Origin of the sequence: Burkholderia sp. USMB20, from assembly GCF_000949135.2 — a bacterium.
Classification (GTDB): domain Bacteria; phylum Pseudomonadota; class Gammaproteobacteria; order Burkholderiales; family Burkholderiaceae; genus Burkholderia.
Window position 1 is genome coordinate 235783 of sequence record NZ_JTAN02000003.1, and the last position, 12449, is coordinate 248231.

General features: G+C 66.6%; 12 protein-coding genes. 11 read left to right on the plus strand and 1 reads right to left on the minus strand.

Going from position 1 to position 12449, the window contains the following annotated elements; genetic code table 11:
* Nucleotides 1-192 precede the first annotated feature (192 nt).
* From PL79_RS05135 to PL79_RS05180, 9 genes are all read left to right on the plus strand, one after another.
* Entirely contained in the window at nt 193-546 is a 354-nt protein-coding gene (locus tag PL79_RS05135) for a YciI family protein (protein ID WP_044846610.1), read from the plus strand.
* A 125-nt stretch (nt 547-671) separates the two neighbouring features.
* Entirely contained in the window at nt 672-1091 is a 420-nt protein-coding gene (locus PL79_RS05140) for a YciI family protein (RefSeq protein ID WP_044846609.1), read from the plus strand.
* 35 nt (nt 1092-1126) lie between these two features.
* Nucleotides 1127-1543, plus strand: a complete 417-nt coding sequence (locus tag PL79_RS05145) for a VOC family protein (protein WP_044846608.1) — start codon at nt 1127-1129, stop codon at nt 1541-1543.
* Entirely contained in the window at nt 1540-2808 is a 1269-nt protein-coding gene (locus PL79_RS05150) for an RNA polymerase sigma factor (protein WP_044846607.1), read from the plus strand. Before PL79_RS05145 ends, PL79_RS05150 begins: the two co-directional genes overlap by 4 nt.
* A gap of 469 nt (nt 2809-3277) precedes the next feature.
* Nucleotides 3278-3700: a rubrerythrin family protein gene (locus tag PL79_RS05160; protein ID WP_040140994.1), complete on the plus strand. Its 423-nt coding sequence runs from the start codon at nt 3278-3280 to the stop codon at nt 3698-3700.
* Between the two features lie 125 nt (nt 3701-3825).
* A complete protein-coding gene (locus tag PL79_RS05165; protein WP_044846629.1) occupies nt 3826-5163 on the plus strand; it encodes a heterodisulfide reductase-related iron-sulfur binding cluster in 1338 nt (445 codons plus the stop codon).
* A gap of 44 nt (nt 5164-5207) precedes the next feature.
* Nucleotides 5208-5789 (plus strand): DUF3501 family protein, encoded by a 582-nt coding sequence (locus PL79_RS05170; RefSeq protein WP_044846606.1) that lies wholly within the window; start codon nt 5208-5210, stop codon nt 5787-5789.
* A gap of 151 nt (nt 5790-5940) precedes the next feature.
* Entirely contained in the window at nt 5941-6390 is a 450-nt protein-coding gene (locus tag PL79_RS36045) for a hypothetical protein (RefSeq protein WP_193759813.1), read from the plus strand.
* A gap of 130 nt (nt 6391-6520) precedes the next feature.
* A complete protein-coding gene (locus tag PL79_RS05180) occupies nt 6521-7462 on the plus strand; it encodes a transposase (RefSeq protein WP_044846605.1) in 942 nt (313 codons plus the stop codon).
* Nucleotides 7463-7591: 129 nt separating this feature from the next.
* On the opposite strand, the gene PL79_RS05185 is transcribed toward PL79_RS05180, so the two are convergent.
* Entirely contained in the window at nt 7592-9118 is a 1527-nt protein-coding gene (locus PL79_RS05185) for a mannose-1-phosphate guanylyltransferase/mannose-6-phosphate isomerase (RefSeq protein WP_044846604.1), read from the minus strand.
* 426 nt (nt 9119-9544) lie between these two features.
* On the opposite strand from PL79_RS05185, the gene PL79_RS05190 reads away from it, so the two are divergent.
* Both PL79_RS05190 and PL79_RS05195 read left to right on the plus strand, forming a co-directional pair.
* Complete coding sequence (locus PL79_RS05190) at nt 9545-10918, plus strand: undecaprenyl-phosphate glucose phosphotransferase (RefSeq protein ID WP_044846628.1); 1374 nt, start codon at nt 9545-9547, stop codon at nt 10916-10918.
* A gap of 67 nt (nt 10919-10985) precedes the next feature.
* Nucleotides 10986-12401 (plus strand): UDP-glucose dehydrogenase family protein, encoded by a 1416-nt coding sequence (locus tag PL79_RS05195; protein WP_044846603.1) that lies wholly within the window; start codon nt 10986-10988, stop codon nt 12399-12401.
* Nucleotides 12402-12449 lie beyond the last annotated feature (48 nt).

Sequence of the window (12449 nt, forward strand, 5' to 3'; positions counted from 1 at the left end):
AGAAAATTCGAAGGTTCGGGCAAGCATCTTGACGGCAAAATCGCGTGCTGCGTTCGAAGTGGCCATCAGGCCAGTGTCGAACGGCCAACGATGACGGCAAGGCCGCCCGCGGCTGTTACGCTTCGCATCTGACGTGTCATTCCGGCCTGCGATCCGAACGCCTCTTGCGCACGGCCCCCACTGGAGAGTTCCATGTCCTACATGCTGTTGATTGTCGAACCGACCGGCCAGCGCGCCGAACGCACGCTCGAGGAGGGGCAGGCGCTGTACGCGCGGATGGTCGATTTCGCGCAGACGCTGAAGGCGCGCGGCGTGCTGCGCGGCGTCGAGTCGCTCGAGCGCTCGGAGCGCGCGACGCGTGTGCAGGTGCGCGACGGCGAGACGCGCCTCGTCGACGGCCCGTTCGCCGAGGCGAAGGAAATGGTCGGCGGGTTCTTCATCGTCGACGTCGACACGCGCGAGGAAGCGATCGCGATCGCGCGCCAGTGCCCGGCCGCGCAATGGTGCACGGTCGAAGTGCGCGCAGTCGGCCCATGCTTCCTGTGACGGTCGCGGCTCGGTGTTAACCCGGATTCGTCGCGCCGTACGTCGATCCGGCAGTCTGCCGCCCGTCGTAGGGATAAGGCGCCGATGAACGGACGCCCCTTTCCACCGATGACAAGGAGTGAACGATGCGATTCATGATCATGATCCGGGCGAACGCCGTCAGCGAATCCGACGCATTGCCGGACAACCGGCTGGTCGAGGCGATGACGGTCTATCACGAGGAGCTGGCCAAGGCCGGCGTGCTGCTCGATGCGAACGGCCTGCGGCCGAGCGCGCGCGGCTGGCGCGTGCGCTACTCAGGTGGCAAGGGCACGGTGGTCGACGGCCCGTTCGCGGAGACGAAGGAACTGATTGCCGGCTATACGCTGATCCAGGTGCGCTCGCGCGACGAGGCGCTCGAATGGACGCGCCGGTTTCCCGCGCCGTTCGGTGCGGAGATGGACTGCGAGATCGAGGTGCGGCCGCTGTTCGAACTCGACGACCTGACGCCCAGCGAGGCGGTCGAGCGGTTCCGCGAACTCAATGTCGGACACGGCCACGCCTGACTCCACCCCAAGCCAATCTCACCGGAGCACCCGTCATGCACAAGATGGTTTTCATCAACCTGCCCGTGGCCGACCTGCCGCGCTCGAAGACGTTCTACCAGGCACTCGGTTTCGAAGTCGTGCCGGCCTATACCAACGATCAGGCTGCCTGCATCAAGATCAGCGACACGATTTTCGCGATGCTGCTCGTGCGGCCGTTTTTCCAGACCTTCACCGGCAAGACCATCGTCGATCCGGCGACGCAGGTGCAGGCGCTGTCGTGCCTGTCGTGCGACAGCCGCGCCGAGGTCGACGCGATCGTCGCGAAGGCGCTCGCGGCCGGCGGGTCCGCGCCGCAAGCGCCGCGCGAGTATCCGAACATGTACGGCCACGGGTTCGACGATCCGGACGGCCACGCATGGGAGCTGATGGCCATGCCGCTCGATGCGTCCGCCCAGGGGCAAGCGTCGTGACGCGTGAGGCGACTCACCGTGCGATCGAAGCGGTCTGGCGGATCGAGGCGCCCAAGATCATCGCGCGCGCCGCGCGCGTGGTGCGCGACGTCGGCGTGGCCGAGGAACTGGCGCAGGACACGCTCGTCGCGGCGCTCGAGCACTGGCCCGTCGACGGCGTGCCCGACAATCCGGCCGCGTGGCTGATGACGGCCGTGAAGCGGCGCGCGCTCGACCGGGTGCGGCAGGAGTCGCTGCATGCGGCGAAGCGCGACCAGCTCGGCCATGAAATGGACGCGCTCGAGGCGCACGTCGTCCCCGACATCGCGGAGGCGCTCGCCGACGCGCGCGACGACGATATCGGCGACGACCTGCTGCGGCTGATCTTCACGTCGTGCCATCCGGTGCTGTCGACCGATGCGCGCGTCGCGCTGACGTTGCGGCTGCTCGGCGGGCTGACCACGAGCGAGATCGCGCGTGCGTTCCTGTCGCCCGAGCCGACGATCGCGCAGCGCATCGTGCGCGCGAAGCGCACGCTCGCGGCGGCACGCGTGCCGTTCGAGGTGCCGGCCGCCGACGCGCGGCCCGCGCGGCTCGCGTCGGTGCTCGAAGTGATCTATCTCGTGTTCAACGAAGGCCATGCGGCGACCGCGGGCGACGACTGGATGCGCCCGGCGCTGTGCGACGAGGCGCTGCGTCTCGGCCGCGTGCTCGCCGGGCTCGTGCCGGACGAAAGCGAAGTGCTCGGGCTCGTCGCGCTGATGGAACTGCAGGCGTCGCGCATGCATGCGCGGACCGATGCGCAGGGGCGCCCCGTGCTGCTGCTCGACCAGGACCGCAGCCGCTGGGATCCGCTGCTGATCCGGCGCGGCCTCGCGGCGCTCGAGCGGGCGACGAGGCTCGGCGGCGTGCGCGGCCCGTATGCGCTGCAGGCCGCGCTGGCGGCGTGCCATGCACGCGCGCGGCACGCGTCGGACACGGACTGGGCGCAGATCGTCGCGCTGTACGACGCGCTCGCGGAAGTCGCGCCGTCGCCGGTCGTCGAGCTGAACCGTGCAGTGGCGGTGGGGATGGCGTTCGGGCCTGCCGCGGCGCTGGAAATCGTCGACGTGCTGCGAGACGATCCGGCGCTCGCGCGCTATCACTGGCTGCCGAGCGTGCGTGGCGACCTGCTCGCGAAGCTCGGCCGCGCCGACGAGGCGAAGGTCGAGTTCCGCCGCGCGGCGGAATTGACCCGCAACGAGCGCGAAAGGGAATTGCTGTTGAAGCGCGCGACGGATGCGTGACGCAGACGGGCGACGCCGGTGTGCGTGCACCGCGCGTCGCATCGAACGCTGAACGCCGAACGCCAAAACGCGGGCCGCCAAACGCCAAACGCCAAACGCCAAACGCCAAACGCCAGACGCCAGACGCAGAACGCAGAACGCAGAACGCAGAACGCAGAACGCAGAACGCAGAACGCAGAACGCAGAACGCAGAACGCAGAACGCCGAACGCCGAACGCCGAACGCCGAACGCCGAACGCCGAACGCCGAACGCCGAACGAAACGCCTCCCCAGCCAGCGCCCCGCCTCCACCCGTCCCTCATTCCCGCTCCCCGCTATCGGACGGATTGAAAAAGCCTATTGGGGGATGCGAACGCCAGCGCCTAGATTAAAAGGCACGAAGCGTGCGTGTCCGGCGTACGCATCGTTCCCCATATCCATCATCGGCCCGGCTTCGCACGCGGCCGCGCCGACTCGAACGGAGGCGCACATGGCTCAACTCAAGGGCAGCAAGACCGAAGAGAATCTGAAGGCCGCATTCGCGGGCGAATCGCAAGCGAACCGGCGTTATCTGTATTTCGCTTCGAAGGCCGACGTCGAAGGCCAGAACGACGTCGCCGCGCTGTTCCGCTCGACTGCCGAAGGCGAAACGGGCCATGCGCACGGTCACCTCGAATACCTCGAAGCAGTCGGCGATCCGGCGACGGGTCTGCCGTTCGGCTCGTCGCGGCTGAACCTCGAATCGGCGATCGCCGGCGAGACGCACGAGTACACCGACATGTATCCGGGCATGGCGAAGACGGCCCGCGAAGAAGGCTTCGACGAAATCGCGAACTGGTTCGAGACGCTCGCGAAGGCCGAACGCAGCCACGCGAACCGCTATACGAAAGCGCTGGACGCACTCGTCGACTGACGCGGGCGTCGCCCCGAGGCCGCACGGCCCGGCCGGGCAGGTCCCGCGGCCGGCAGTGCGTTGATCGCCGCCCGCGCCGCGCGGGCGGCGCGTTCGCGCGCATGCGCGCCACGCTGGAGCGCCTCATGCCCCACAAGGAAGGCAGTCTCGAAGCCCCGACCCGGCATCCGCTCGACTGGCAGTCCGAAGCGTTCTACGACCAGGCCGCGATCGATGCGGAAATGACGCGCGTGTTCGACATCTGCGCCGGTTGCCGGCGCTGCGTGTCGCTGTGCGGCGCGTTTCCCGCGCTGTTCGATCTCGTCGACGACACGCCGACGGGCGACATCGAGGAAGTGCCGAAGGACGCGTTCGGCAAGGTCGTCGACCAGTGCTACCTGTGCGACCTCTGCTACATGACGAAATGCCCGTACGTGCCGCCGCATGCATGGAACGTCGACTTCCCGCACCTGATGCTGCGCGGCAAGGCCGCGCGCTACAAGCGCGGCGAGGCGCCGCTGCGCGACAAGGTGCTGTCGAACACCGACGCGCTCGGCCATTTCGCGGGCATTCCGATCGTCACGCAGACGGTGAACGCGGTCAATCGCACGCCGCCCGCGCGCCACGCGCTCGAAGCGGCGCTCGGCGTCGATCGCAACGCATGGCTGCCGGAGTTCGCGCCCCGCAAGTTCCGGCGCGCGGCGAAGCGCTCGGACGGCCCGCCGGTTCGCGACGGCGAACGCACGCCCGGCAAGGTCGCGATCTACGCGACGTGCTACGTGAACTTCAACGAGCCGGGCATCGGCCACGACCTGCTCGCGATCCTCGCGCACAACGAGATCCCGTACGAGCTCGTCACGCGCGAAGCGTGCTGCGGGATGCCGCTGCTCGAGCAGGGCAATCTCGCGGGCGTCGCCGCGAAGAAGGAAGTGAACATGCCGGTGCTGGAGCGCTATGCGCGCGAAGGCTATGCGCTGATCGGCGCGATCCCGAGCTGCGTGCTGATGTACAAGAGCGAACTGCCGCTGATGTTCCCCGGCGACGAAGCCGTGCGCGCGGTGGCCGATGCATTCTGGGATCCGTTCGAGTACGTGATCGCGCGGCATCGCGACGGTTTGCTCAAGACCGATTTCAAGCAGGGCCTCGGCACCGTGTCGTATCACGTGCCGTGCCACGCGCGCGTGCAGAACATCGGCCGCAAGACGGCCGACACGCTGTCGCTCGTGCCCGATACGCGCGTGAACGTCGTCGAGCGCTGTTCCGGGCACGCGGGCACGTTCGGCGTGAAGAAGGCCTTCCATGCGGACGCGATGCGGATCGGCGCGCCCGTGTTCAAGGCGATGGCCGAGCCGAAGCCGGATTTCGTGTCGTCGGACTGCGCGCTCGCCGGCCATCACATCGTGCAGGGCATCGACGAGAAAGGGTTGCCGGCCGCTCCGCTCGCGCATCCGCTGACGCTGCTGCGCCGCGCGTACGGCATCTGAACCGGCCGCTTCACGACGACATCGACGCTATCCGAGGACATCCCATGACGCTGACCCGCGACTCGCTGCTGACGCTCGAAGCGTACGCGAAGATCCGCAAGACCGAACACGCGCGGCTCGTCGCGCACAAGCGCCGCCGCGCGGTGGCGCTCGGCAACCATCTGCGCCTCCTGTTCGAGGACGAGACCACGATCCGCTACCAGATCCAGGAAATGCTGCACATCGAGAAGATCTTCGACGAGGCCGGCATCGAAGGCGAACTGGAAGCCTATCTGCCGCTCGTGCCCGACGGCACCAACCTGAAGGCGACGCTGCAGATCGAATACGAGCACGAAGCCGAGCGGCGCGCGGCGCTCGCGCGGCTGATCGGCGTCGAGGATCGCGTGTACCTGCGGGTCGACGGGCACCCTGACGTCTATGCGATCGCCGACGAGGATCTCGACCGCGACAACGCGGAGAAGACCTCGGCCGTGCATTTCGTGCGCTTCGAACTGAGCGGGCCGATGCGCGCGGCGCTCAAGGACGGCGCGACGCTGTCGATCGGCTGCGATCACCCGGCCTATACGGTGCCGCCGCAGCGCATCGCGGCGGACGTGGCCGCGTCGCTGGCCGGCGATCTGCGCTGACGCGCGGCCCGGCGCCGCGCTCCATATCGCGCAGATCGCACGTCGTCCGGCCGCGAAACGCGGCGCCCGACCGTCGCGCCCGCCGCCGTCGCCTGCCCGTTACCGCCGAAGATGTAACAGGCCCGTCCACGCTTGCATGCCGGGAAACAATGTGCATCGCCTGTCCGACCGCTTTCATTACTCGCCGAGAAACAATAAAAAGATTGTGCACGGAGAAATTTCGGCTCAACGGAATTTGAATGATTTACCGATCCGTGAATATCTTGTTACGAAATTTTCCCTGATTTACCGATTTTGGCCGGGCATTCGCGGGGTGGTTGCCGGCAAGGGTCGGAACATGGCGGATCGCTTGCCGGGCGGGGTGCGGCCGCACCCCGCAGAGCCCCGCCAGACGGGGCTTCCCAGCGTTGCGCATAACGATCGCGTAAAAAAATTCAACGGTAAATGGATGCGCATCCATGGCAGGTTGTTTCAGTGCGTAACATTAAGTCATTGTCATATTGAGATAAACCCTGAGGATGGTATGCTTCGTGCACAAAAATTCCCACATTGGAGTGAGACCGTGATTTGTGCGCCATTGCCGGGAATGGCGGCACCGTGAAAGTGCGGTGTCGCGCCGGCATGCACAACAATCGGATAACCATAATGTGCAACCGGGCCGCCCCGTGACGCGATGCGTGACGGCGGCGCCGACAATCGCAGCCCCGGCCTGGCTGTGTGGAGAAACAACTATGTTCTTCGATGAGCTTAACGATGAAGAGTGGTTTCGTCTTTCAACGCTGATCGCCGACGAGCCGATTCGGCTGAACCGTCGAGGCCGTCCACGCGCGGAACCGCGCGTCGTCGCCAACGCGGTCCTCTGGATCCTGACGACCGGTGAAGCGTGGTCCAAACTGCCCGGGCGCTATCCGTCCGGGCCGACGTGCCGCCGCCGCTACGAGGAGTGGCTCGCGAACGGCACGCTGCTGCAGATGATCGACGTGCTGACCCAGTTCAGCGGGCGCACGTTCGCGTATGTGCCGCCGCCGCCGGCGCCGGTCGCGCCGGCATGCCGTGCGGAACCGGCGCCCGACAACGACCGTCTGCGCGGCGTGTTCTGGCAGAACCCCGAGTCGTGGCAACTGCCGGTCGCGCACGCAAACGTTTGGGATGGCGAGGGCGCGACGCTGTCCGCGATGCCGAACGACGCAGCGCACGCGTCGTCCGGAGCGTCGTTCGCGGTCCCGGGCGCGCAGCCCGCGGGGCTGCGCCACGGGCGTCCGTCCGCCGCGAGCTTTGCCGCGGCCGAGCCGCAAGTCGATGAATACCGCGGCTATACGATCTGCGGCAGCGCGCAGCCGGTGCAGAACCTGATGTATCGCGCGTGGGCCGAGATCATGCAGGACGATCGGCGCGTCGAGCGCTCGGGCCTGATCGGCCCGCGCTTCACCGATGCGGAGGAAGCCGAGCAGTACGCGCTCGACTGGGCGCGTCAGTGGATCGATCGCCACGGTGCGAGCGACGAACCGGTGCGTGCGCCGCAAAGCGAGGTGCTGGCCGGCCTGTCCGCGCTGGCGCGGGCCGAGTCGGACATCAAGCGCTTCATCGCCGAGCGTCGCGCGGGCGCGCTGTCCGAGAGCCGCAACGACTCGGTGCAGCCGGACCGCCGCGAATACGCGTACCGTGTAGGTTGATCGTCGTCCGCACGAAAAGAAAACGCGCGGGCCGTCGTGTGTCACGGCGCCCGCGCGTTGTTTTTTGTCGCTTCCATTGCCCGTGATGCCGGGTGCACCGTTGCGACGGTGCGCCCGGCAGGCATTGCGTCACTGGCGTCCGTAGGTATCGTCGAAGCGGACGATGTCGTCCTCGCCGAGATACGCGCCCGACTGCACTTCGATCAGCTCGAGCGGCATCTTGCCCGGGTTCTCGAGACGGTGCGACACGCCGAGCGGGATGTACGTCGATTCGTTCTCGGACAGCAGGAAGGTTTCGTCGCCGCGCGTGATGCGCGCGGTGCCGCGCACGACGATCCAGTGCTCGGCGCGGTGGTGGTGCATCTGCAGCGACAGTCGCGCGCCCGGCTTCACGACGATGCGTTTGACCTGGAAGCGCTCGCCCGTGTCGACCGAGTCGTAGTGCCCCCACGGGCGATGGACCTTGCGGTGATCGGTCGCTTCCGCGCCGCGTTCGGCCTTGATGCGCCCGACGATTTTCTTCACGTCCTGCACGCAGGACTTGTCGGCGACGAGCACGGCGTCGGGCGTTTCGACGACGACGAGATTCTGCGTGCCGACACATGCGACGAGCCGGCTTTCCGAATGCGCGAAGGTCGATTCGGCATTCTCGAACAGCACGTGGCCGCGGCCGACGTTCTCGGCATCGTCCTTCGGCAGGATCTGCCAGATCGCGTCCCACGAACCGACGTCCGACCAGCCTGCGTCGAGCGGCACGACGACGCTTTCGCACAGCTGCGGCAGGTTCACGAGCCGCTCCATCACCGCGTAGTCGATCGAGTTCGACGGCGAGGACGCGAACGCGTCGCGGTCGACGCGGAAGAAGTCGCCGTCGTCCTTGCCACGTGCGACGGCCTGCTCGCAGGCCGCGAGGATCTCGGGTTCGAGCTGGCGGATCGCGTTCAGCCACACCGATGCGCGCACGATGAAGATCCCGCTGTTCCACCAGTATTCGCCGGAGGCGACGTACTGCTGCGCGAGTTCGAGATGCGGCTTCTCGACGAAGCGGTCGAGACGGCGCACGTCGAGGTTGCCGGTGCCGGCATCGCCGAGCGGCGCGCCGACGCGGATGTAGCCGTAGCCCGTTTCGGCGCGGCCCGGCACGATGCCCATCGTCGCGATCTTGCCCTGGGCCGCGCAGTGCACGCCGGCCGCGACGGCCGCATGAAAGCGCGGCTGGTCGGCCACCGCGTGGTCGGCCGGCATCACGGTCATCACGGCATCGCCGCCGCGGGCGACGATCCGCAGCGCGGCGAGCGTCAGCGCGGGCGCGGTGTCGCGGCCAAGCGGCTCGAGCATGATCGACGCACGCTTGCCGGTCAGCCGCAGTTGCTCGGCGGTCGTGAAGCGGTGATCCTCGCCGCACACGATCAGCACCTCGTCGTTCAGCGGATGACCGGTCGCGAGGCCGTCGAGCCGCAGCGCGGTGGATTGCAGCAGCGAATGATCGCCGAGCAGGCCGATCAGCTGCTTCGGATAGTGTTCGCGCGACATCGGCCACAGACGCGTGCCCGAACCGCCGGCAAGGATCACCGGCTGCACCGCGACGCGCGTGCTGGCGTCGCTGGCGGCGGAAGAAGAAGGGCGCGTATCGGCTGCCACGGCCGGAGCATTCATGATGACACTCTCCTCGATTGAAGTCAGTGCCTGTTTGTAGCACGAAGTAAATCGACAATAAAACCGGGCGCTTTGCAAGATATTCGTCGCGCACGTATCCGGGAAAATTTTCCGCGATAGCATCCGATGCAAATAAAAAAATAAAAAATAATTCGGGTGAGCGCGCTGGAACCCTTTCCCGTAAAGGGATGCCGGGAACCGTAAAGTTTCCGAAAAAATCCCGATTCCCGATCGATTCGGGAAAACGTGCCGAATTAATTCGAGAATGTCGCGGCAAGAATTTCCGATTATTTTTCGAAATACTTGTGCGCTTGAGAAGGGATTTTCTTACCGCTTCAATAGCGTCATGCAACGTTTGAATCGAAGGTGCGGCACGGGCTGCACGAGGAGCTGTTCGGCAAACGCCTGTTCAAAGAGGAAGCGGACATGTTGAGCGTGCTGGCGAGAGTCATCGATATCGCGATGGTCGTGTTGGGGGCGTTGATCGCCGCCGCGCTGCACGGCGGCAGCATCTGGCTCAACGACTTGCAGCGCACGACGGTGCTGTTCGACTGCCTGCTGGTGGTCGTGTTCTTTCCTGCCATCGGCATCTACCAGTCGTGGCGTGGCAAGCGTCTCGTCGGGCTGGTCGGGCGCGTGGCGTTCGCGTGGCTGGTGGTCGAGCTCGCGGGCATCCTGATGAGCTTCAGCTTTCACCAGTCGGGCGACCTGTCGCGGCTGTGGCTGGGTTACTGGGCGGTCGTGACGATGGCGCTGCTCGCCGGCTCGAAGACCTGCGTGCACGTCGTGCTGCGACAACTGCGCCGCGGCGGCTACAACCTGAAGGCGGTCGCGATCGTCGGCGGCACGCCGGCGGCGCGGCGGCTGATCGCGCAGATGCGGGCGCGGCCGGAAGCGGGCTTCAACCCGGTGTGCGTATACGACGAAAGCGAAGCGCCGGGCGAAGTCGCGCTCGACGACGTGCGCATCGAGCGGCAGTTCGAATCGCTGGTGTGGCTGGTGCGCAGCCGCGCGATCAGCGAGCTGTGGCTCACGCTGCCGATCACGGAGGAGCGCCGGATTCACCAGATCGTGACGGTGTTCCGCCACGACTTCGTGAATATCCGTTTCATCCCGGACGTGCGCACGCTGTCGTTCTTCAACCAGGAAGTGGTCGAGGTGCTCGGCGTGCCGGCGATCAATCTCGCGGCGTCGCCGATCACCGACGTGCGGATCCTGCCGAAGTTCGTGTTCGACCGGCTGTTCGCGCTGGCGGCGCTCACGGCGCTCGCGCCGGTGATGGTGCTGATCGCGTGCCTGATCAAGCTCACGTCGCGCGGGCCGGTGTTCTTCCGCCAGAAGCGCAAGGGCATCGACGGGCACGAGTTCGAGATCTACAAGTTCCGCTCGATGAAAGTGCATCACGAAGTCGCGGGACAGGTCACGCAGGCGACCAAGCACGACACGCGCGTGACGCCGGTCGGGCGGTTCCTGCGCCGCACGAGCCTCGACGAACTGCCGCAGTTCATCAACGTGCTGAAGGGCGAGATGTCGGTCGTCGGCCCGCGGCCCCATGCGCTCGCGCACGACGACATCTACAAGGATCTGGTGAAGGGCTACATGTTCCGCTACCGGATCAAGCCGGGCATCACCGGCTGGGCACAGATCAACGGCTTTCGCGGCGAGACCGACCAGATCGAGAAGATGATGGGACGCGTGAAGCTCGATCTGTACTACATGCAGAACTGGTCGTTCTGGCTCGACATCAAGATCGTCGTGCTGACGCTCTGGAAAGGCTTCACCGGCAGCAACGCTTACTGACGCGCAACGCGCGCAGACACCCCGGTTTCACGAATTTCGAATCATTGGTCACGAGGTCCGACACATCATGAATCTGACTATCATCGGCAGCGGTTACGTAGGTCTTGTCACCGGCGCCTGTCTCGCCGACATCGGGCACGACGTGTTCTGCCTCGACGTCGATCAGGCGAAGATCGACGTCCTGAACAACGGCGGCGTGCCGATCCACGAGCCGGGCCTCAAGGAAGTCATCGCGCGCAATCGCGCGGCCGGCCGCCTGCGCTTCTCGACCGACATCGAGGCCGCGGTCGCGCACGGCGACGTGCAGTTCATCGCGGTCGGCACGCCGCCCGACGAGGACGGCTCGGCCGACCTGCAGTACGTGCTCGCGGCGGCGCGCAACATCGGCCGCTATATGAAAGGCTTCAAGGTGATCGTCGACAAGTCGACGGTGCCGGTCGGCACGGCCGAGCGCGTGCGTGCGGCGGTCGCCGAGGAACTCGCGAAGCGCGGCGGCGACGCGCCGATGTTCTCGGTCGTGTCGAATCCGGAATTCCTGAAGGAAGGCGCGGCGGTCGACGATTTCACGCGGCCGGACCGCATCGTGATCGGCTGCGACGACGACGTGCCGGGCGAACGTGCGCGCGAGCTGATGAAGAAGCTCTACGCGCCGTTCAACCGCAACCACGAACGCACGCTGTACATGGACGTGCGCTCGGCCGAATTCACGAAATACGCGGCCAACGCGATGCTCGCGACGCGCATCTCGTTCATGAACGAGCTCGCGAACCTGGCCGACCGCTTCGGCGCCGACATCGAGGCCGTGCGCCGCGGGATCGGCTCCGATCCGCGCATCGGCTATCACTTCCTGTACGCGGGCTGCGGCTACGGCGGCTCGTGCTTCCCGAAGGACGTCGAGGCACTGATCCGCACCGCCGACGAGCACGGCCAGGCGCTGCAGATCCTGAAGGCCGTGTCGTCGGTCAACGCGACGCAAAAGCGCGTGCTGGCCGACAAGATCGTCGCGCGCTTCGGCGAGGACCTGAGCGGCCGCACGTTCGCGATCTGGGGTCTCGCGTTCAAGCCGAACACCGACGACATGCGCGAAGCGCCGAGCCGCGAGCTGATCGCCGAGCTGCTGTCGCGCGGCGCGCGCATCGCGGCGTACGACCCGGTCGCGCAGCAGGAAGCGCGCCGCGTGCTCGCGCTCGATCTCGCGGATCACCCGAGCTGGCTCGAGCGCCTCAGCTTCGTCGACGACGAGGCGCAGGCCGCGCGCGACGCCGATGCGCTCGTGATCGTCACCGAATGGAAGGCATTCAAGAGCCCGGATTTCGTCGCGCTCGGCCGCCTGTGGAAATCGCCGGTCATCTTCGACGGCCGCAACCTGTACGAGCCGGAGACGATGAGCGAGCAGGGCATCGAATACCACCCGATCGGCCGCCCCGGCTCGCGCCAGGCCGTCGCCGCGCGCGTGCCGGGCGCCGCGCGCGCGAACGCGTAACCGGCGCGTTGCCGTTACCCGTCGTTACCCGTTACCGAATCGAGACGC